Source organism: Paenibacillus mesotrionivorans (genome assembly GCF_046098205.1).
Taxonomy (GTDB): Bacteria; Bacillota; Bacilli; order Paenibacillales; family NBRC-103111; genus Paenibacillus_AR; species Paenibacillus_AR mesotrionivorans.
In genome coordinates this window covers 51,556-72,869 of the sequence record NZ_JBJURJ010000025.1, presented here as the reverse complement: position 1 = coordinate 72,869, position 21,314 = coordinate 51,556, and the positions used below count along the sequence as shown (strand labels likewise).

Here is a 21,314-nt window from a genome sequence, read left to right as displayed (position 1 = left end):
ACGTATGAAGCATCGGATGGGAAGCGGCATTCTTATTCTGTTATTAGCTGTGTTGGTTCTGAGCGGCTGCTTCGCAGGGGAACGGGGGCAGCGTCAGGACTTTTCCCCGGCTGTGGAACCGGAAGAGGAAGCAGGCGGTGCCCAGCTGCCCGGGAGGGAGCTGACCTATTGGGCTGAGCTGAACGGCAATGCGGGCAGCGTCAGGCCGACGTTTACGGAGGTGCCGTTTTTTCAGGAATGGCAAAAGCGGACCGGCGTCCGTCTGAAGTTCATCCAGCCTCCGGCAAACCGGGCCAAGGAGGCCTTGAACGTGCTTTTGGCCTCCGGGGAGGTGCCGGATATGATCGAATATGAATGGGAGCGTTTCCCTGGCGGTCCGCAGAAGGCCATCAACGACGGCTTTATCCGCAAGCTCAACGACGTCATTGACCGGTATGCCCCCAACCTCAAACGTTATCTACAGGAGCATCCCGAGGTGGATAAACAGGTGAAAACCGCAGAGGGCAGCTATTATCTGTTTCCGTTTATCCGGGACAGCGACAGACTCCGGACCTTCCAGGGGCCGATTATCCGCAAGGATTGGCTGGATGACCTGGGACTTGATCTACCGGAGACCATAGAGGAGTGGTATACGGTTCTTAAGGCCTTCAAGGAGAAGAAAGGAGCGGAGGCCCCCTTAAGCTTCCTTGGGGTGCCCAATGCGCTGCAGGCCATGGAAAACGGTGCATTTTCCGGGGCGTTCGGTGTTATAAAGGGCTTTTACCTGTTGGACGGCAGGGTGAAGTACGGACCTCTGGAGCCGGGGTATAAAGCATTTATCGCTACGTTCCGGCAGTGGTACAAGGAAGGGCTCATTGACCGGAACATTGCCGCGGTGGATACCCGGTCCCTGGACGCCAGCATTCTGTCGGGACGCAGTGGCGCCACTATCTGGAATGCCGGGGCGGGTATCGGCACCTGGCAGCCCTTGCTGACAGCAGCTGATCCGGAGGCGCGGCTGGCGGGAGCTCCTTATCCGGTGCTGCGGAAAGGGGAGCGCCCCTTCTACGGCCAACGGAGCCACTATGTCAGCTCAGGTGGCGTGGCCATTTCCGCCAAAAGCGACCAGGTGGTGAAGGCCGTCCGGATGCTGGACTACGGCTACAGCCCCGAAGGCCATATGTTCTTCAATTTCGGCATGGAGGGGGTCAGCTATACCATGAAGGGGGAGTATCCCCAATATACGGACCTGATTCTCCGGAATCCGGATAAGCTGGCGCCCTCCCAGGCTTTAGCCATGTATTCCCGGGCCAGCTACTTCGGGCCTTTTGTCCAGGATGAGCGTTATGCGGAGCAGTATTACAGCCTGCACCAGCAGCGGGAGGCGGTGAAGCTGTGGGCGGACACGGATGCAGATGCGCATCTGCTTCCGCCAACTCCCAAAACCGAGCGGGAGAATGCGGAGCTGTCCGTGATTATGCAGGATGTGAGCCTTCTGGTGGACGAAATGTCCCTGAAGCTGATCTTGGGCATTGAGCCGATGGAGGCCTATGACAGCTATCTGGACAAAATCCGTTCCCTGCGGATTGACAGGGCGTTGGAAATCCAGGAGACGGCGCTTGCGCGGTACAATTCGCCGCAGTGAAGCAATCTTCATTTTGGCCCGTTTGCGGCAAACCTAGGGAGGCTCCCGGCAGCGGCTTAATACCCAATTTAGTCCACCCTTATCCTGCAAAAGTGCAGCTATTCTACCGGAATCACTCCTCTACCAGCACCCTAAATGCAAAAGTGCATCTATTCGCCGCCTAGGAGTACATCTTGCTCCCATCTTATGAAAATAACTGTATTTTTGCCGGATAGACCGTAAAAGCGAAGGTTTGATTCCCAAATACATGCACTTTTGCATTGAGGAAGAGGCTGGGAGTGACGTTTCCACGTGCATGGCCCTCTCCAGTTCTCCAACTGGATTCAAACGAACCACCACCGACGATTTTTCTCATATCCTTAGGTGCAGAAAAGGCTTTGTTCACAAAATTTTTAAAGTTTTATGCCGTTTCCTCTGGAAAAACGGATTTTTGAATACATCCGATTTTTTTTGTTCACACCTTAAGATAATTCCATAACAAAATAAAATAAAAGTCTAGACATTGGCCGGGGGACAGGCTAATAATAGAGGTAACAGGTGTTTTGCCTTGCTCGTAAATATCTGATTTTCTTCCGTATGCTTATTCGGGGAATGCGAAATGAAAACGGAGCCAACGATAAAGGTAAGCATAAGGCAACCCCTTCACTAACAATGACACAAGGAGATGGAAAACATGCGCAAGTTTGTATGTGATGATGCGGAAGTAAAGGAGCTTATTGACCGTGTAGTCCGGAGAACCATGAATATTGACTTTACCTGGAACTGGTCCTGCGGCGTTGCCTTTTACGGCATCTCCAAAGCTTGGGAAGTAACAGGCAACCAGGAATATATCGATTTTCTCGTAAAATGGGTGGATGAATACCTGGAGCTGGGCATCCCGACGCTGATGGTAAACTCCTGCGCCATGGGCCATACCATGATTACCCTGCACGAAGCGACAGGCGACCAGAAGTATCTGGACCTGGCGTTGATGAAGGCCGAATACCTCCGCAAAGAAGCCATCCGCTTCGGCGAAGGTGTGTTCCAACATACCGTTTCCTCCGATAACGATTTCCCTGAGCAGGCCTGGGCCGACACCCTGTTTATGGCCGCCTATTTCCTGCTGCGTCTGGGCTTCAAGCTGGACAAGAAGGAATACATTGACGATGCGCTGAACCAGTTCTACTGGCATGAGGAATATCTCCAGAACCCCAAGACCAACCTGTTCTACCATGCGTGGGACAATGTGAGAGGCGACCACCTGTCCGGCATTTATTGGGGACGTGCCAATGCTTGGGCGGCCTACACCATGGCCCAGGCTTACAAGATGCTGAACCCGTTTATGCCCATGTGGATGCAAATCGGCGGCGCGCTGGGTGACCAGCTGAGCGCGTTGGTACGCCTGCAAACCAAGGACGGCCTGTGGCGCACGGTATTGAACGATGAAACCTCCTATGAGGAAACCTCCGCCTCCGCCGGTATTGCCGCGGCACTGGTGAGCTACGCCCACCCGCTGCACCAAAACTATATTGCCAGCGCCTATAAGGGCATCCTGGCCAATATCGACGAAGACGGCACCGTGCGCAATGTATCTGCCGGCACCGCCGTGATGCACTCTGCGGATGACTATAAAGTGATCTCCAAGAAACGTGTACAAGGCTGGGGCCAAGGCCTGACTCTGGCATTCCTGGTGGCGCTTCTGCAAAACAAGGAGATCGTCAGCAAGATCTAATCCGGACGTATGAGCTTTTACCAAACCTACATGAAGAAGCGGGACTTGCTCCTGCTTCTTTTTTACTTTCCAAAGGTGGGGAACGGGAATAGGATAGAGTAGTTGATCCGGGGCACGCTGTACAGGTTGACAATTATTTCAGGGGGCTTTTTGACGATTTGTCTAATGTAATGGATGGAATTTGCACGTATCATGTTAGATAGTATTACATGAAGTGAACATCAATCATCCTAAACAGAAAGCGTGATAACCATGAGAATCGGCGTGCCAATGGAAATCAAAAATAATGAAAACCGGGTGGCGATGACCCCGGCTTCCGTCAAGGACTATTGCAGCTTCGGCCATGAGGTGAAGGTCCAGAGCGGTGCAGGGCTAGGCAGCGGCTTCTCCGATGAGGAGTATGCCAAGGCCGGAGCTGTAATTGCCGCCAGTGCGGCGGAAGCCTGGGATGCGGATCTGGTGGTGAAGGTGAAGGAGCCGCTGCCGGAGGAATATACTTACTTCTATGAAGGACTGCAGCTGTATACCTATCTTCATCTGGCACCGGCTCCTGAGCTGACACAGGCTCTGCTGGAAAAAGGAGTAACCGGCATTGCGTATGAAACCATCCAACCGGCGAACGGCACCCTGCCGCTGTTGACTCCCATGAGCGAGGTTGCCGGCCGGATGGCCATTCAGCTAGGGGCCCGTTTCCTGGAAAAGGCCAGCGGCGGCAAAGGAGTGCTGCTGGGCGGTGTGCCCGGTGTAGCTCCAGCCCGTGTGGTTATTATCGGCGGCGGCATCGTCGGCACCAATGCGGCGCGTATGGCCGTCGGAATGGGTGCAGATGTAACCTTGCTTGACATCAGCGCTGACCGCTTGCGCCAACTGGACGACCAGTTCCAAGGCAGGCTCAAAACCGTCATGTCCAACAGCTACTCCATTATGGAAGCGGTGCGTCACGCCGATCTGGTGGTCGGCGCCGTACTGATCCCCGGTGCCCGTGCCCCGCGGCTTGTGACGGAGGAGATGGTCAAGAATATGCAGCCCGGCTCCGTCATTGTGGATGTAGCTATTGACCAAGGCGGCTCGGTGGAGACCATTGACCGGATCACAACCCATGACCAGCCCACGTATGAGAAATATGGTGTTATCCATTACGCGGTAGCTAACATGCCGGGTTCTGTAGCCCGCACCTCCACCATCGCTTTGACCAATGTGACCACTCCCTACGGGCTGCAGATTGCCAATAAAGGCTGGAAGCGTGCCGCTCAAGAGAATACGGCCATTGCCAAGGGTGTTAACACCTTCGGCGGCAAAATCATCTATCCGGCCGTAGCCGAGGCCCAAGGGCTGGCCTACACCGCAATCGGCGATTTGCTGGCCGACTAAAAAAACCAATCCCTTCCGGTCCTGTCGTTAGCCGGAAGGGATTTTTTCCGATTCAGAGCATTGCGTCACTTTTGGGGGACGGTTTTTGTGCGGGCGCTTCGGGATGAAGCAATTGATGGGCGCGCAGGGCTACGGAGATAGCCAGCCGGGTTTCCGGCGCCATAAAATCCTCGCCCAGCAGCTCCTTGAGCTTTTCCAGGCGGTAATAGAGGGATTGGCGGACAATGAACAGCTTCTGGGCGGCAAGCTGCTTGGAGCCGTCATGGTCCAGGTAAACCCGGAGCGTGGTCAGAAGATCGGAGCCTTTGGCCCCGTCATAATCCAAAACAGCTCCCAGGTAGCTGCGGACAAATTGCTGCAGCGTGCCCGCATCGTTTAGCGCGAGCAGCTGGAATACGCCCAAGTCCTCGTAGAACAGGGCCGGCCTGCGGAAGCAGGAGTGGAGGGCAAGCGCCTGTACGGCTTCCCGATGGCTGACATGGACCTGGTCTAAGGAGCTGCAGTCTTTGCCAACGCCTACCGCCAGGCTCAGATCCTGCAGCTTATCGTCCGCTCGTTGACTTAGTAAGGAGTCCAGAGCAGATTGAAAACGCGCCTTGGTCCGGCCTGTGCCGTTTTTGTCCACGGCGATGGCAGCCAGACGGTTGTTCTTCATGGTCAAGAAGAGGCGGAAGCCGTGTTTTTCGAAGATGGAGCGCAGCAGGAGGGACAGGTGGTAGCGGATGGTTTCCGCGCCGGTTTCCTGCAGATACAGAGTTTCGTCATTCAGATTCTCGATTTCAAGCAGGCATACCCGGATATGCAGCTCGGCATGGCGGTTTAAGCTAGGGCCTAACAAGGCCTTCACCTGCTTTTCATCCGCCAGCCTGTTGTTCAACAGCTCATCCACCCACAGATTTTCCGAAAATAGCTTGCGCTCCTCCATATACCGGGTACGGAGCAGCTCCTGGGCAATGGACAAGGCGGCGGAGTCCAGCAATACATAATCGAATTCCACCGGCTCCCGGTGGCACACCAAGGCTAAATACGCCCATTTTTGATTAAGCACACCGATGGTTTGAAGCACAATCTGGCTTCCGGAAACAAAATGCGGCTGGGGGATAGCTTCTGTCCCTATGGAAGGGGCTGCCTCCTGCTCCTTGAAGCAGGCGTCTGTTGAAAGAAGCAGCTGTGCTTGTTGATCTGCGGTAAGGGGAGGGTAACAGACAGGAGTGCCGTTCAGCGGACGGTAGACCAATTGGGTGCCTGGGCTTTTATGCAGCAGCTTCAGCACATTCAGGGTGCCATTGGCTGTAAGTGTCAACCGGTGGAATTCCCGGGAGATGCCCTCCAGCTCCCGCAGGGTGCGGTGGTGGCGGTTAATGATGAGGGAATGCAGGTCCTGTGTAATATCCACAAACCGGATGGAAGGGGGAAGCAGGATCAGCGGAAAACCGGAGCGTTCGGCCAATTCCCGCAGCTCCTCCGGCACCGTGTGAAAATAAGGGCCGATCTCGATGCACAGGCAGGCGGCGTTCTGCTGGATCAGCTTTTCCATGTAGCGGACGGAATGGGCGGTGTCCAGATTAAAGCCCACTCCCGTAGCCAGGATCATTTCGCCGCCGTAGATGAGATTTTCCATTGTGGAAATCTCCAAGATATGCACCCACCGGATCTGACGGTCCAGCCCTTTGGTCCCGGCCATCAGTTGGGCTCCGGCGAAGGGGGAACGCTTCAGCGCCTCCCGAACGGTGAGCAAAAATTCGGCACCCAGACAAATCCCCCCTTCCGGTCATTTGACAATGATGTTAGTAAATATAACATACCATGCCGCGGGAAGAGGAGGAACGGGGAAAAGGCACGAAAGTTTTGCGATTTTATGAAATTGTGGTTTCCGATTGACATGTCCAAATATCAGGTTTACCATCAGTAGGGAAAAGTTTACAATGGCATACACAAACACGGGGCAGCTGCCCCCAAACCTGAGGAGAGAAGCGAAATGAATGTGAAGCTGAACCTGTTTCCCGGCGGTCGAGTGAAAGCGTTAACACTCAGTTATGACGACGGGCGTATCCATGACCGCCGCCTGGTGGAAATTATGAACCGCCACGGCATCAAAGGAACCTTTCATTTGAATTCCGGCTTTTTCGGAAGAGACAGTTACATTACAGAGGAGGAAATCGGAAGCCTGTTTACGGGCCATGAGGTTTCCGCCCACACCACCACCCACCCGTTTTTGGAGCTGACACCAACGGAAGGCATCGCCACCCAACTGCTGGACGACCGCAACAAGCTGGAAGAGCTGTGCGGCTACCCTGTCAGAGGCATGTCCTATCCCTTTGGCACCTATGACAGCCGTGTACTGGCATCCTTGCCTGCTCTAGGCATTGAATATTCCCGCACCACCCAGAGCCATGGCGGTTTTCAATTGCCCTCCAATTGGCTGGAATGGCATCCTACCTGCCATCATAGGGACATGCTGGCCAAGGGTGAGGAATTCCTGGCCCTGGTGCCCCGTTATTCCCGGATGCAGCTGTTTTATTTGTGGGGCCACAGCTATGAGTTCGATAACAATAATAATTGGGAGGACATGGAGAAGTTCTGCGCTATGATGGGCAATCACGAGGACATTTGGTACGCCACCAATATTGAGGTGCTGGATTACATACAGGCGCTTAAGGGCCTGCGCTTCTCCGTGGACCAGTCCAGAGTGTACAATCCGTCGGCAACGGATGTGTGGGTTACTGCCGAAGGCAATGCCGTCTTGATTCCGGCAGGCAAATATGTGAAGCTGTAAATCCGGGAGGCTGATACCAATGCTGGAGATTAAACCCCTGACATCCGAGTTGACGGCAGACTATCTGGATTTTTTTGATCACCGGGCTTTTTCCGACCATAACCCCAACGGGCCCTGTTACTGTACCTCGCCGAATATGGAGGACGCGGACATACGGCAGATGGTTAGCGAATTTGGCAGCGACGTGAAGGGCATTATCCGCAGGTACGCTGTAAACCTGTTAGCCGAAGGGAAGATACACGGTTATTTGGCCTATGATGATGGCATCTCCGTCGGCTGGTGCAATGCCGGGGATATGGACAGCTACTGCAATACCGACTTTATTCCGGCTTATTTCCGTCAAAATGCCTGCGGCAAAACCATGTCGGTGGTTTGCTTTGCGATTGATCCGGGATACCGGGGAAAGGGTGTAGCCCGGGCGCTTTTGGAGCGTGTGATCGCCGATGCCCGTGATGGGGGTTTTGCTGCTGTGGAAGGATATACCCGGGTGCAAAAGGATGGGGGATTCGAGGACTACAGCGGTCCTGTCCGGCTTTATGAAAAAGCCGGGTTTGCCGAATTCGCCAGGATTGAGGGAAGAGTGGGCATGCGCAAAGAGCTGCAGGGTGTGGACGGTATCCGGGCGGAGGCAAGCGGGGAGCCGGTGACACGGTAATCCGGACATATGCACACCGGGACTCCAGCATGTATAATGGAGAGTACCGCGCGAGGCGCCATAAGGAGTGCAGCAATGATGATGAACATATCCCCCAGACTACCCGGTGAAAACAACAAGGATTATTCCTACCGGGTGATTAAAGCAAATATTATGTCCCTGAACCTGCGGCCGGGGCAGGTGATCAGCGAGATCGATCTGGCCGCCGCTCTGGAGATTTCCCGTACGCCTGTCCGGGAAGTGCTGGCTATGCTGAAGGAGGAGCACCTGGTGGAGGTGTATCCCCAGGTGGGCACCTATGTGTCGAAGATCAATCTCCAGCTGATTGAGGAGGCGGCGTTTATGCGCTTCACCCTGGAGAAGGAGGTTCTGAAGCTGGCCTGCGCTTCCTTCCCGGTTGAGGAGCTGCTGGAGCTGAAGAAAAACGCCGCACTCCAGAAGCTCCTGCTGGGCCAGCAGGGACAGGCTCCGGAATTCCACAAGCTGGACACGGAGTTCCACCATATTATTTTCCGCGGCAACAAAAAGGAGAATGTGTGGACCTCCATTACCCGGCTCAGCACCCATTACAACCGGATCCGGCTCCTGTCGGAGATGGAGCGCAGCTACGATGATACTATCCGGCAGCATCTGCGGATTGTGGAGATCATCGAGAACAAGGAAATGGAAAATGCGGAGAGGATGTACCAGGAGCATATTCTCTGGCCTATGAAAAACTGGGAGGCTCTGTATCACCGGGACAGCCCGTACGCATCGTATTTTTAAGGCTTGAATGGGCAAAGCCGCTGACTTCCCAACTGGGAGCAGCGGCTTTTATTTATGTTCTATGAGTCACGATAATGTCAATGAAGCTGGACCCGCCATTTTTCAATTTGCTCCAGTGTAAAGCCGGTAAGCTTGGCGATGAGCGCAGGGTCAAGGCCCTCCCGGATCATCTGCCGGGCTACTTCCATTTTGCCCTTTTCGACTCCTTGTTCCAAGCCCTTCTCAATACCTTTCTCAATTCCCTTCTCCATTCCGATTTCGATGCCTTCTTCCATGGCATATCTTTGAAAATGGGTTTTCCACTCCATAATTTTGTTCTCCTCCTTGCTGCTCATAGCTTCCACCTCCCGCCACACCTGCCGCTCCTCTTCAGGGGTCATTGGCAGGTACGCATCAAAAAATACGTTCAGCAATTCCAGCTTCGCCGGGTCCAGCTCCAAACGCATGAGCATCCGCAGGAACTCCAGCTTCAGTTGGATCTTCTCCCCCTCATTATAGCCCATACTGCTGAGAAGTGCAGCAACCGCCGGGTTATCCGAGCGGATATAATCCTTCCAATTGTGTTTGCGCAGCTGAAGTGAATAGAACCGGAAACGAAGCACCTCCATAAACGGCAGGCTCCAGCCGAAAATGTCAGGTTCGGCCAACTGCTGACGGTGGCTGAAAATGGCCACGGGGAGAACCCGCAGCCGATGCTTTTCATAAAGCCTCGCTGAATAAATAAACATCCGCTCGGCAAACTCCTCCTGGAAATAAGCTTGGGGCTCCTGATGAACCAGTATAAAAGCATCCTCTTCCTTCAACCGGGTTTTGATCAGAAGATCCAGGCGTTTTTTGGTGCCGCCCGTTATATCCACCACCACCTCCTCAGATAGAAACTCCACATGTGCAAAATCGATGGCCGCTGCAGCCTCCGGGAAAAAAGCCTCCATAAATTCCCTGAAGAAAGTACGCAGCAGCATTTTGTACAGCCCGTCATGATCCGTCAAAAAATCCGTCCTCCCCCTGCACAGTAAGCCGCGGAACGAAAAAAAGCACACGCTACCAGCTCTCCGTCAGGAGAACAGGCAGGTGTGCTTCACGGCTGCTTCTGTTCTTAGCATATCAACAGCAGGAGAATTTTTCAAGCCGGTTTTGACAGTTTGATGTCTTTTGCCGGAGAGGATTGTGCTTCCTTATCTGACATGCTAGTATACTAGTATGCAAGTTAAGTGCAAACTTTCACAAGGAGACTAGACACCCATGGAAATGACCTTCCGCTGGTATGGTGACGGCGATCCTGTCAAGCTGGAGTACATTGCCCAGATTCCGGGCATGAAAGGCATTGTCACAGCAATTTATGATGTTCCGGTAGGCGAAGTATGGCCGATGGACAAAATTGAGGCCTTGAAGAAGCGTGTGGAAAGTGTAGGCTTGAAAATTTCCGTTATCGAGAGTGTTCCGGTTCATGAGGACATTAAGCTGGGCTTGCCTAGCCGTGACCGTTACATTGCGAATTATTGCGAAACCATCCGCAACCTGGGCAAAGCGGGCATCCCGGTGATTTGCTACAACTTTATGCCCGTGTTTGACTGGACCCGCTCCGATCTGGAGTACCGTCTGCCGGACGGCTCCACCACCCTTCAATATGATGCCGAAACCGTGGCCCGTATGGACCCCAAGCTGGGCGAGCTTTCACTGCCCGGTTGGGATACCTCCTACGGCGAAGGCGGCCTGGGCGGCCTGTTGAAGCAATATGAGGGCATGACGGAAGAGAAGCTGTGGGACCATCTGCAATATTTTATCGAGGGCATTCTTCCGGCAGCCATTGAAAGTGAAGTTAAAATGGCCATTCACCCGGACGATCCGCCCTGGTCCATCTTCGGGCTGCCCCGGATTATCACCAACAAGGAAAATCTGGACCGTTTCCTCAATCTCTACGATTCTCCGTACCACGGGCTGACTCTGTGCTCCGGCTCCTTGGGCTGCGATGCGAAGAACGATTACGTGGATATGATCAACTATTTCGGCGGCGTCAAAAACCGGATCCACTTCGCCCATCTGCGGAATGTAAAGATTACCGGCGAAGGCTCCTTCTACGAGTCCGGCCATCTGTCCGATTGCGGCACACTGGATTTCTACGAGGTGGTCAAAGCGTATGTGGACTATGGCTTCGACGGGCCTTTCCGTCCGGACCATGGCCGCATGATCTGGGGCGAAACGGGCAAGGCGGGCTACGGGCTGTATGACCGTGCCCTGGGTGCCGTCTACATCAACGGACTGGCTGAAGCCGTCCGCAAGTCCAACGCAGCAGCGGCGAAAGGGGTATAATTCATCATGTCATCCTTGCCATTTTCCATTGATCTGAAGGGAAAGGTTGCCGTTGTCACCGGTGGTGCGGGTGTGCTGTGCGGCCAGTTTGTAACTGCGCTGGCGGAATGCGGCGCCAAGGTAGCCATTCTGGACCGTGCTCTGGAGCCTGCCCAAGCCAAGGCGGAGGAAGTGAAGGCCCTGGGCGGTACGGCCATCGGCGTACAAGCGGATGTGCTGGATAAGACCAGCCTTAAGGCAGCCCATGAGGTTGTTCTGGCAGAGCTGGGCCCCTGCGATATTCTCATTAATGGCGCCGGAGGCAACCATCCCAAAGGCACCACCACCAAGGAATATCTCTTCGAAGGCGATCTGAAGGAGAAGCTGGAGGATACCATCACCTTCTTCGATTTGGACCCTGCTGGCATTCAGTTTGTATTTAACCTGAATTTCCTGGGCACCCTGCTGCCCTCCCAGGAGTTTGCCGTGGATATGGTCGGCCGCAAGGGCTGCACTATCATCAACGTTTCCTCCATGAACGCCTTTACGCCGTTGACCAAGATTCCCGCATACAGCGGCGCCAAGGCAGCGGTAAGCAACTTTACCCAATGGCTGGCCGTCCATATGTCCCGCGTGGGCATCCGCGTCAATGCCATTGCCCCCGGCTTCTTCGTGACGGCGCAGAATGAGAAGCTGCTGAAAAACCCGGACGGCACGCCTACTCCGCGGACCGAGAAGATTCTGAACAGCACCCCCATGGGCCGCTTCGGCGAAGCCGAGGAGCTGGTGGGAACTCTGCTGTATCTGGTCAGCGAAAAAGCCTCCGGCTTCGTCAACGGTGTCATCATCCCGGTTGACGGTGCATTCTCCGCCTATTCCGGCGTGTAAAACCAACGCTACGACCAAAGGTCCCGAGGAAAGCTTATTATGCTTTCTCCGGGACTTTTTGCTGTAGTATGCCGCTTATTTGCCCAACAAGATCCAGGACCAATGCCATTTTTTAATCATAACCCCGAATGCAAGAGGGACTGCCAATCGCAAAAGAGTGGACAACACAATGACAGAGAGCTCAGGAAAAGAGATAAAAATCCGATCACAAAATACTAAAACAAATGGATGGAAGAAATAAATGAAGAGCGAATACTTGCCTAGATAAAACAATGTCTGGGGAATGATGCTAAGCCTTGCAAGACCTTTTGCGGCCTCGATCAGGGATAAGGTAGCGAATATACAATATGCTTGTATAAGCAGTTCGGAAAACAACCAATACAATTTCCATCCGGAAAATAGTAAAAGATACTTTTCGATGTGCAAAATCAGAAGCACTAGAGTTATCCCATACAAAATGGATCTTTTTTGTTTGATCCATATGGAATATGGTTCATAGTACCGTCCCAAACAGCAGCCTAGAACAAAGCAGAGTAAATAAGTGGAGGCCCAAATGGATTTATCCTCCACCCAATGAAACGTTTGATTGCCGATACCGCTCATAATTTGAATGAAAGCTGCAAGTGCAAGCAAGATAAGAAAAACGTTTCCAATTTTTTGATTGCGGAGAAAATGAAGCAGCCCGATTATGGCTGGTGTAATCAGATAATATTGTGCGATAAGAGGAACAAAATAAAGATGATAGCTTGCCGCACCTGAATATAGATCCGTTAAATAGATTTTCAGCCATACAAAAAATGATTCATTAACCCCAAAATTGTGGTAAAAATGGTAAGCGAGGGACCACAAGAAATAGGGGATTAGCAGGTACTTTCCTCTGTTCATGTAGAAGGACAACAATTCCTGCTTTGTTGCAAACTTGGCGTTACGGAAACATAATACAAACCCGCTCAACAATATAAAAGCGGGTACGGCAAAGCTTGCCATTTTGTTGATGATGAGATAAACAAGCTGATTGTTCCAACCGAAGGTTGCGTTAGAAGCAGCTGCAGCTGTGCTATGAATCACAACAACCCCGATTATGGCAATCCCACGTGTGGCGGTCGCTTCTGTTATGTGTCGGCCATTCATAGAGGCTCCTTCCGTTATCTGGCGGTGCGGTCGAATAAGGTACATTGGAAATTATATCTGATTCCACTTTGTAATCCAACTATATTCCAAATCTGGGAACTTATTTTTTGAGCAGCAGCAACCTTTTTCTGGTTCCATATGTCTAGAGCATATCACCCAAAAGGAAGGGATGCGTGATGTTCATGCGCAAATTTGCAATTGGTCTAATGTCAGGAATAATCTTATCCTTTGCCACGGGGGCGCTTGCTGCCAGCTCCGAGGTCAAAGCTATTCTGTTTCCAAGCACTGTCCATATTCATCAAGATAACCAAACGAAGGAACTGGCAGGCGTCGGCACCATATTGAACTACAACGACAGCATTTATATTCCCTTGCGTTCCTTTGCCGAAAATACGGGCTCTACCGTTATGTATACCCATCCTGACTCTGGCTCGGATGCTTTGCCTCAGGTAGATATCTACGCTCCCCGCCTCACATGGAAATCCATTTGGGTGACCAAAGGAAATATGCCGACCTCCCCCCTCACGCTGCGATTAGGAACGGTCAATGAGGGTGATGCTTCAAACGGTCAGGCAGTCGGGATTTATGCGGAGCTTTTTAATACGAAGGAGGACACGCTTCTTATTTCGAAGGCTGAGGCCGAAGTCAAGATTGAAAGAGTGGGAGGGGAAGGTTCTCCTGAGCTGGTCTGGACCGGAAATCTTCATTCCCCGGGCGCCGCCTCCCCCGGAGAGTGGATACCCGGAAGCAATGACAAAATGGTATGGGGCATCCAATCACCGATTCTGTATTGGGACAAAAAGGATAAGGACGGCAACGCCGTTTCCCCGGGACAATATCAAGTTACCATAACGAATCCGGTAAACGTTGCGTATTCAGCCGTGTTCTCTGCCCAAGAAGGTGGGGGTAATCAGGTGATTCAGCCCGATTTGTCCAATAGCACGATGATCTATATTCCATAATCAATACCGTTCCAAACGAACAGCCCCTTTTCCGGTTGCAGGAAAGGGGCTCTTGCTTTATCCAAGGAATGTTTATGCCAAAACCAGCAGACCGAAATCACAGCTCCGGTGAAAGTCGGGCTGGGCGGAGGTTACCGGGCTCCAGCAGCCGTAATGGGGAGCGGAGGTTTCGTCGCCGCATTTGTAGAAATTGCCGCGCATCTCCCAGCCGGACAGCGGGTGGAAATCCGGAAACAGGCTGGCGAGCCACTCGAAGGGGATGGTGTAGGCCACCTGCCAGCAGGGTTCGGCCGGAGAATCTGGGAGGGAAGCTCCTGCGGACTGTATGGCAAAGCGGGTGAAGCCGGCCGGATCAAGAAACTGCCGGTCACTCCGTCCCGAGCCGATTTGCAAAAGCAGTGTGCCTGCCGCATTCATCTCAAAGTTGACATACCGGGCATCGCTGCCAGGACAGGGCTGCAGGAAAAACTCCACGCAGCTGTCTTTGTATACGGGTTCATTATGCTGCCGCCAGATCATCCGGGGGTTGGTTTCCCATACTTGAAACCCTACGTGGAGGCCAGCTTCAGATTGCCACAAACGGACCTCCGTTCTGGGAACCGAGCTGTATTCCGGCCAAGGGGCAACTCCCACCGGTAAGGGCGGGACCTGCTCCGGCAGCACCTGTTGAAATGCGGATTGCGCTAGAATAGGTATGGTATACGACAGAACCTCACTCTGCTGAGCCATCGGTTATTATCCCTGCCCTTCCAGACGGCGTCCGTTCACCCACACGCCGGATAAGGCCAACTCCCGGTCCAGCCAGAGCAAATCCGCTTGTTTGCCCGGGGCAATACTCCCGGTTTCGTGGTAGATGCCCAACTCCCGGGCGGGGTTGCCGCTGGCCGCTTTGCTGGCATCGCGGAGGCTCATGCCTGCAGCTGTGACAGCGTGGCGGAAAGCGCCCAGCATGGTCAGTGTGCTTCCCGCCAGGGCGCCGCCCTCCTTCAGCCGGGCTACCCCGCCGTCCACCACCACATCCAGCTCACCCAGCTTATAGTCGCCCGCGGGAAGGCCGCAGGCCGACATCGAGTCGGTGACCAGCACCAGACCGTCCGGACCCTTGGCCTGGGCCAGGAGGCGGATACAGGAGTGGTGGACATGGTGCCCGTCGGCGATAACCTCCGCCTGAATCCGGCTGTCCGTCATAACCGCGCCTACAGTGCCCGGCTCCCGGTGGTGCAGCCCCTTCATGGCGTTGAAGGTATGCACCGCATGGGTCAGCCCATGATCGGCAGCGGCGGTGATCTCGTCATAGGTGGCATCCGTATGGCCGGCGGATGCCACGATGCCGTGATCGGCCAGCCAGCCGATCATCTCCAGGGCCCCCTCCCGTTCAGGGGCCAGGGTTACTACACGGATGAGGCCCGGATACTGGGCCTCCCAGGCCTCCAGCCAATCCCGGCGGGGCGGCATAATATAGGCCGGGTTCTGGGCTCCGGGCCACTTGGGGCTGATGAACGGCCCCTCCAGGTGAACACCGCCCAGCTTGGCACCGGGCATAGGGCCGCTCCGGTAGGCCCATGCCGTCTCCAGCACCCGGTTGATGCTCTCCCGGGAGGCAGTGACAGTGGTGGCCAGAATGGTGGTGGTCCCGTTCAAGGCATGGTGCACTGTTATATTGTCGTAAGCAGAGGCTTCCGCATCCATAAAGTCGCTGCCATGCCCGCCATGCACATGGAGATCGATAAAACCGGGCACCACATAACCGCCGGCGGCTTCAATCACAGTGGCAGAACCGGAGGCAAAAGGACTTTCAGCGAATGCCTCCCGGGTGCCGGCAAACTCGATCTGCTCTCCTTGAAAGCAGACGACGCCATCTTCAAAAACAGCTTCCTCTGTGATTACGGTCGCTCCTTGTAGGACCGTACGTCCCGGTTCAGACTTATTGTTTGCCATGAAAGCACCTCCCGGCTTCCTCATCCAGCAGAACGACCAGATTGGGATGGGTTTGCAAGAGCGAAGCGGGAATTTCCGTCCGGATGGGGCCGGTCAGAGCCTCGTGAACAATTTCCGCTTTGTCTTTTCCACGGACCACCAGGAGGATGGTTTTGGCCTTCAGGATCATGCCGACTCCCATAGTCAAAGCATGGGTAGGCACCTGCTCGATGGAATCGAAGAACCGGGCATTGGCCTGGCGGGTGGATTCCCGCAGCTTCACCACATGGGTGCCGCTGTTCAGCGACTGGTCCGGCTCATTGAAGCCAATGTGGCCGTTATGGCCGAGACCCAGAATCTGCAGGTCAATCTGCTTAGCCTCCTCCAATAGAAGGTCATACCTGCGGCATTCCGCTTCCAAATCGGCTGCCGTACCGTTGGGAATATGGCGTTGGGCTGCAGGCATATCAATGTGGCGGAACAGATGCTGGTCCATATAGGCGTGGTAGCTTTCGGGATGGTCCAGAGGCAAACCCGCGTATTCATCCAGGTTGAAGGAGGTGGCCAGCTTGAAGCTCACCAGGCCTTTTTTGAAGCTGCTGACCAATTCCTCATAAATGCCGATGGGAGTGCTGCCTGTGGCCAGCCCCAGCACAGCCCGGGGGTTGGTCTGGATCAGGCCGGTAATAATGCCTGCTCCTGCAGCGTTTAGCTCTTGATTGGTACGGAAGGTTAAAATGTTCATAGGTACGATCCTTTCTCCCGGCGGTATTTGTTGACCATTTGGAAGGAACGCTCCAAATGGGGCACATGCTCGTCAAACTGCCGGCTCAAGAGAGCCGTGAACAGAATGTCAATGATATGAAGCTGGGCGATCCGTGATGCCATATCTCCCCGGTGCATGCCTGATTCCAGAGATGAGGTGAAAAGGGGGATATCAGCCGCGGCGGCCAAGGTGTTGGGCCCGTAACGGGTCAGGGACACCGCTTTGGCCCCGCCTTCCTTAGCGCAGCGGACGGAGTCGATGATCTCCGGCGTTTCCCCTGAGTAGGAGACGGCGATTACCAGATCGCCCGGTCCCAAGTTGGAGGCCGAGGTAATCTGCATATGGGGGTCCGTAAAGCACTGGGCCCGTTTCCCGATGCGGATCAGCTTCTGGGCAAAATCGGAGGCCACAATCCCCGAGGTGGCCACCCCGTACAGATCGATCCGCTCGGCGGTCTGCAGCAGCTCCAATACGGCCTCCAGCTGACGGTAATCCACCAGACGGGTGGTGTCGGAGATGGAGTGGATGTGATTGGCCTCAATGGCGGATACGATGCCGGGAAGACTGTTGCCGGCAACAATGTCCTGGTAGGTTTCCGGCAGAGGCTTCATGGCCAGCTCGGCAGCGATTTTCATCTTCAGGTCCGCAAAGCCGTTGGTCTGGATCAGCTTGCAGAACCGGGAGATGGAGGCGGTGCTGGCATTGGCGGCTTCGGAGAGCTCCTTGATGCCCATACGGATCATCAGCTCCGGCTGCTCCAGAATAAAAGCGGCGATTTCCCGGTCCTTGGGGTTGAGCTCCGATAATCGCTCTTGAATCGAATGCAAGATGCCGCTCATAAGCTTCCCTCACGTTTGCGAAAATTTATTTACGAAAATTACATATTTTTAAGAAAATAATTTACATGTTTATCATATCAAATTCCCCTCCCGCCCGCAATACCCTGCCTGCTTGGCCCGCTGTTTTATGCTATAGTACAAGTAGAAAAGCATGATGGAAGGCAGGGATTGGCATTGACCCTTTACCCCGCAAATAAGCAGCTGACCGATTACCCGCAAATTCAAGGGGAGTTCCCTTTTCTCCTGAGCATAAATGAGCTGACCCGCCCGTTTCCCGCCCACCGCCATGACTTTCTGGAATGTTCGCTGGTGCTGGAGGGAGAAGGCTGGGAGGTAGTGAATGGCATCCGGCATGAGATGTCACCGGGGACGTTTACCTTTTTGCTTCCGTTCCAGGTGCATGAGCTGGGGGTTGCTCCCGGTCAGGTTCTCCGGCTTTATAACTGCATGTTTGACCGGGAGTGGCTGACCTTCGGCATGAATGGGGGAGGGCTTCTGGGCAAGCTGCTGTTCCGGGAGGAAGGCGGGAATGCCTTCGTCCAGCTGTCGGAGGAGGAAACAGCGGAGATTGCTGCGCTGTTCGGCAGCATGGAGCGGGAGGTGGCGGAAAACGGCAGGTGGTCCAGGGAGATGGTCCGCTTGAAGCTGTCGGAGCTCCTGATCCGCTTCGACCGGTTCCGCGGCCCCCGGGGAATTATCCGGACCGGGGAGCTGCCGGAGCGCGGGTCTGTCTGGCCGGCTATCCGGCACATCCAGTACCACTACCGGGAGGAACTGACCCTGGCAGGTCTGGCCAAGGAATTTGGCTTCAGTATTCCTTATCTGAGCGCGGAGATCAAGCGGAAAACCGGCATGAATTTTCTGGCGCTGCTCCATTCCATCCGGATTCAGCATGCCTGCGGGCTGCTTTTGTCCACCTCCCTCACCGGGATGGATATTGCCGTGGAGGCAGGGTTTAACTCGTATAAAGCCTTTATGCGCAACTTTCGCGCCACCATGGGGATGACACCGGGCGAATACCGGCGGGAGAACCATGAATTCCGGGAGTAAGCCGGCTGTGTCTGCCAACGGCGGATGCTGTAACGGAACTCAGCGTCCGTTAGCCGCCGAAAAGCAGGGGTTTGCTGGTTTAACGGAACTCAAAGACGCTTAGCGGGCGTAATCCGTCATGATACAACGTATTTTCTCCTCTAAGCGCTTCTCTGTTCCGTTAGAAATGCAAACCCGTGATTTTTGGCCTGTAACGGCTTCTGAGTTCCGTTAGCGCCAGCCGTTGAGAATCATCACCCAACAACCGGTGTGGGGACGCTATTTTCGAAGCCCGCCCCTGCCCACAAAAAAAGAAGCGGCATCGCGCCGCTTCTTTTTTTCAACCCCTGCTTATTGAGCCGGTTCCCATTTGCACCGGATTGGAGAAACAATCGCATTGTCCGCCTTCAATTCCTTGAAGGCCTTGTCCACTTCCTTGCGGTCCAGGCCGGTGGCTTTTTCCACTTCGCCTGCTGTAACCGGCTTGCCAGCAGCCTTCATGGCATCCAGCACTTGTTCCTTTGCACTCATCGTAAGCACCCCCTTTCATGAAGCTCATCATTAGCCCGATGCAAGCTGCTGCCGCCTTCAGACCGTCGCTACCGGTTCTCCGAAGCCGCCCACAAGCGCTTCGAGGACTTGCGCTCCTTCTTCACCGCGTACATTTTGAAATCCGCCGTCTTCAGAAGCGACTCCACATCCTCCCCGTCGGAGGGATACAGGCTAATGCCGATGCTCGCCTGAACATTAATTTCCCGGGCGCCCATCTGAATGCTTTTGCGCAGATGCTCCGAAATATTCTCCACCGCCGCCAGAGCCTCCTGCATGGTCCCGATGCCCGGCAGCAGCATGGCGAATTCGTCCCCGCCCAGCCGCGCGGCGGAGAGACCCGACCGGGTCAGCTCATTCATCCGCCTGCCCAGCTCCCGGAGCACAATGTCCCCGTCCTCATGGCCGTAAGTGTCATTGATAAATTTCAGATCGTCCATATCGATATAAATGACGGCGAATACTCCACCGGCGGCCTTGGCGGCTTCGATGGCTTTTTCCACCCGCTCATAGAACAGCTTCCGGTTGGACAAACCCGTCAGACTGTCGTTGTAGGCCAAAAAGCTGATATAATCCTCCGCCTTTTTGCGCTCCGTAATGTCATGAATAATGGAATAGATAATGGACCGTTTGCCGAAGGGAACGGCCGAGGAGTGGATCTCCACATCCCGGATATCACCGTCGGCCAGTTTATGCTTCATGTGCAATACAGCGCTTTGCTCCTGCACAATGTGGCGGGCCATAGCCACTCCCTCCTGGAGGCTGGTGCCATCCAGAGCGGTCAGCTTCATGGATTCGAACTCCTTGAAGGAATAACCGTAGAATGCCAGCGCTGCGTTATTCACCGATAAAATCTGCAGGGACTCCGGGTCCACCAGACACATAACCGCGGAATGCTTGTCGAACATGGCCCGGAAGCGCTCCTCACTTTCCCGGAGCTTCCGCTCGAATTCCTGATGGATGCGGATTTCCTCCTGAAGCCGGTTCTTCACGGCGATATCCTGTCCGATCACCATAATACCCAGAATATCGCAGCTGCTTTTGTCCCTGATCCGGGAGAAGGAGAGTCGCAGCGGGATCATCCGCCCGGTGCTGCCCATTAGATTGACCTCTGCATAGGCGGTAGTATCGGAGGCAGTCTGCCCATGCACAATGGTGTCGATCACATCCTTTTCCACACATAAATCTCGTAAGGGCAGATCGCTCAGCTCCTCTTGGCTGTATCCAAGGAGCCCCACTGTCCGGCGGTTGATCCGTTGGATCCGGCCTTCCGTCGAAAGCAGGAAGAAGGAATCCATCATTTCCGTCAGAATCTCGTCATACAGAACATGCTCAGATAACGAAAACAGCCCATAGCGTTGATTGGCTGCAATTATACCCAGAATCAGGATCAAACTAAAAAGCTGGCCGGAGGTGGACCACTCCGGGTAGCCCATGGCCGGCAGAATAAACTGGGAGACAAAATTGGCCGCAAAGGTCAGGGCGGCACTGGCCAGCACCAGATTCAGCTGCTTGCGCTGGCGGCGGTTCGCGCTTTGCAGGCGCATACGGAGGATAACCCCCAGCGCTGCCAACTGGTAAACCACATCGTAGCTGTTGTCCAGCCATTGGAACACCAGCCCGGTCATTCCGGATGTGCCTGATCCGGTATCCATCATGAATACCCGCATATATAGAAGGACAACCGGAACCACATAAAGCAGCGCTTGAGGGAGCGGCTTCATAAACAAAGGGTTCCGGGCAAAACGAAGGGCGCTATGGAGCACCAGCGCGCTGAAAAAACACCAGCCCACGGAGGACAACTTGATCCAGAACACGGAAGATTCCATGTAAACAAAGGCATAAGCAAACGACCAAACAGCCAGACTCAAACACGTCAACGAAAACAAAATGCTGACGGCGTTCCGTTTATATTTGGCTACCGGATAAATGCCGGCTAAGAGATACACCACAAACGCGGTGAGGGAGAAGATGGTATAGGTAGTCATAGGGGAAATTCAAATCCTCCTCTAAGGCGTGCTTACAAACTCCGAAGGGAGCAG

19 protein-coding genes are annotated in these 21,314 nt (G+C 54.2%); 10 read left to right on the top strand and 9 right to left on the bottom strand.

Annotation, left to right across the window (positions count from 1 at the left end):
* Window positions 1-4: 4 nt before the first annotated feature.
* The 3 genes from ACI1P1_RS27640 (at window position 5) to ald (ending at window position 4,706) form a co-directional block, all read left to right on the top strand.
* Window positions 5-1,624, top strand: coding sequence for an extracellular solute-binding protein (locus ACI1P1_RS27640; protein ID WP_416219788.1), 1,620 nt, complete (start codon window positions 5-7; stop codon window positions 1,622-1,624).
* Between the two features lie 673 nt (window positions 1,625-2,297).
* Entirely contained in the window at window positions 2,298-3,335 is a 1,038-nt protein-coding gene (locus ACI1P1_RS27635; protein WP_416219787.1) for a glycoside hydrolase family 88/105 protein, read from the top strand.
* A gap of 252 nt (window positions 3,336-3,587) precedes the next feature.
* Window positions 3,588-4,706 carry an alanine dehydrogenase gene (gene ald, locus ACI1P1_RS27630; protein ID WP_416219786.1) on the top strand — a complete coding sequence of 373 codons (1,119 nt, stop codon included), beginning with the start codon at window positions 3,588-3,590 and terminating at the stop codon, window positions 4,704-4,706.
* 52 nt (window positions 4,707-4,758) lie between these two features.
* Here ald and ACI1P1_RS27625 read toward each other — a convergent pair whose 3' ends face one another.
* A complete protein-coding gene (locus tag ACI1P1_RS27625; protein WP_416219784.1) occupies window positions 4,759-6,444 on the bottom strand; it encodes a PucR family transcriptional regulator in 1,686 nt (561 codons plus the stop codon).
* A 240-nt stretch (window positions 6,445-6,684) separates the two neighbouring features.
* Here ACI1P1_RS27625 and ACI1P1_RS27620 point away from each other — a divergent pair, with 240 nt between their 5' ends.
* The 3 genes from ACI1P1_RS27620 to ACI1P1_RS27610 all read left to right on the top strand — a co-directional run bounded on the left by ACI1P1_RS27620 (window position 6,685) and on the right by ACI1P1_RS27610 (window position 8,902).
* Window positions 6,685-7,482 carry a polysaccharide deacetylase family protein gene (locus ACI1P1_RS27620; RefSeq protein ID WP_416219783.1) on the top strand — a complete coding sequence of 266 codons (798 nt, stop codon included), beginning with the start codon at window positions 6,685-6,687 and terminating at the stop codon, window positions 7,480-7,482.
* A 19-nt stretch (window positions 7,483-7,501) separates the two neighbouring features.
* Window positions 7,502-8,137 (top strand): GNAT family N-acetyltransferase, encoded by a 636-nt coding sequence (locus ACI1P1_RS27615; RefSeq protein ID WP_416219782.1) that lies wholly within the window; start codon window positions 7,502-7,504, stop codon window positions 8,135-8,137.
* Window positions 8,138-8,212: 75 nt separating this feature from the next.
* The gene (locus tag ACI1P1_RS27610; protein ID WP_416219781.1) at window positions 8,213-8,902 is read left to right on the top strand and encodes a GntR family transcriptional regulator; all 690 of its coding nucleotides are present in this window, start codon (window positions 8,213-8,215) and stop codon (window positions 8,900-8,902) included.
* A 77-nt stretch (window positions 8,903-8,979) separates the two neighbouring features.
* Here ACI1P1_RS27610 and ACI1P1_RS27605 read toward each other — a convergent pair whose 3' ends face one another.
* A complete protein-coding gene (locus ACI1P1_RS27605; protein WP_416219780.1) occupies window positions 8,980-9,891 on the bottom strand; it encodes an Rpn family recombination-promoting nuclease/putative transposase in 912 nt (303 codons plus the stop codon).
* A 253-nt stretch (window positions 9,892-10,144) separates the two neighbouring features.
* Between ACI1P1_RS27605 and ACI1P1_RS27600 the strand changes: the two genes are divergently transcribed.
* Together ACI1P1_RS27600 and ACI1P1_RS27595 are read left to right on the top strand one after the other, a co-directional pair.
* The gene (locus ACI1P1_RS27600) at window positions 10,145-11,212 is read left to right on the top strand and encodes a mannonate dehydratase (RefSeq protein ID WP_416219779.1); all 1,068 of its coding nucleotides are present in this window, start codon (window positions 10,145-10,147) and stop codon (window positions 11,210-11,212) included.
* Window positions 11,213-11,218: 6 nt separating this feature from the next.
* On the top strand, window positions 11,219-12,079 hold the full coding sequence (locus tag ACI1P1_RS27595; RefSeq protein ID WP_416219778.1) for an SDR family oxidoreductase: 861 nt from the start codon (window positions 11,219-11,221) through the stop codon (window positions 12,077-12,079).
* A 75-nt stretch (window positions 12,080-12,154) separates the two neighbouring features.
* On the opposite strand, the gene ACI1P1_RS27590 is transcribed toward ACI1P1_RS27595, so the two are convergent.
* Window positions 12,155-13,210 carry an acyltransferase gene (locus ACI1P1_RS27590; RefSeq protein ID WP_416219777.1) on the bottom strand — a complete coding sequence of 352 codons (1,056 nt, stop codon included), beginning with the start codon at window positions 13,208-13,210 and terminating at the stop codon, window positions 12,155-12,157.
* Window positions 13,211-13,392: 182 nt separating this feature from the next.
* Between ACI1P1_RS27590 and ACI1P1_RS27585 the strand changes: the two genes are divergently transcribed.
* Window positions 13,393-14,172 (top strand): hypothetical protein, encoded by a 780-nt coding sequence (locus ACI1P1_RS27585; protein WP_416219776.1) that lies wholly within the window; start codon window positions 13,393-13,395, stop codon window positions 14,170-14,172.
* A 72-nt stretch (window positions 14,173-14,244) separates the two neighbouring features.
* Here ACI1P1_RS27585 and ACI1P1_RS27580 read toward each other — a convergent pair whose 3' ends face one another.
* From ACI1P1_RS27580 to ACI1P1_RS27565, 4 genes are read right to left on the bottom strand one after another with little or no spacing between them, the layout of a single operon-like run.
* The gene (locus ACI1P1_RS27580) at window positions 14,245-14,901 is read right to left on the bottom strand and encodes a carbohydrate-binding family 9-like protein (protein WP_416219775.1); all 657 of its coding nucleotides are present in this window, start codon (window positions 14,899-14,901) and stop codon (window positions 14,245-14,247) included.
* Between the two features lie 6 nt (window positions 14,902-14,907).
* On the bottom strand, window positions 14,908-16,110 hold the full coding sequence (nagA, locus tag ACI1P1_RS27575; protein WP_416219774.1) for an N-acetylglucosamine-6-phosphate deacetylase: 1,203 nt from the start codon (window positions 16,108-16,110) through the stop codon (window positions 14,908-14,910).
* Window positions 16,097-16,834, bottom strand: a complete 738-nt coding sequence (gene nagB / locus ACI1P1_RS27570; RefSeq protein ID WP_416219773.1) for a glucosamine-6-phosphate deaminase — start codon at window positions 16,832-16,834, stop codon at window positions 16,097-16,099. The genes nagA and nagB overlap by 14 nt, the downstream gene beginning before the upstream one ends.
* Window positions 16,831-17,694, bottom strand: a complete 864-nt coding sequence (locus tag ACI1P1_RS27565; protein ID WP_416219772.1) for a MurR/RpiR family transcriptional regulator — start codon at window positions 17,692-17,694, stop codon at window positions 16,831-16,833. The genes nagB and ACI1P1_RS27565 overlap by 4 nt, the downstream gene beginning before the upstream one ends.
* A 168-nt stretch (window positions 17,695-17,862) precedes the next feature.
* Between ACI1P1_RS27565 and ACI1P1_RS27560 the strand changes: the two genes are divergently transcribed.
* Window positions 17,863-18,744 (top strand): helix-turn-helix domain-containing protein, encoded by an 882-nt coding sequence (locus ACI1P1_RS27560; RefSeq protein WP_416219771.1) that lies wholly within the window; start codon window positions 17,863-17,865, stop codon window positions 18,742-18,744.
* A 330-nt stretch (window positions 18,745-19,074) separates the two neighbouring features.
* Here ACI1P1_RS27560 and ACI1P1_RS27555 read toward each other — a convergent pair whose 3' ends face one another.
* Together ACI1P1_RS27555 and ACI1P1_RS27550 are read right to left on the bottom strand one after the other, a co-directional pair.
* Window positions 19,075-19,254, bottom strand: a complete 180-nt coding sequence (locus ACI1P1_RS27555; protein ID WP_416219769.1) for a transcriptional regulator — start codon at window positions 19,252-19,254, stop codon at window positions 19,075-19,077.
* 68 nt (window positions 19,255-19,322) lie between these two features.
* Entirely contained in the window at window positions 19,323-21,260 is a 1,938-nt protein-coding gene (locus ACI1P1_RS27550; RefSeq protein ID WP_416219767.1) for a diguanylate cyclase domain-containing protein, read from the bottom strand.
* Between the last annotated feature and the right edge of the window lie 54 nt (window positions 21,261-21,314).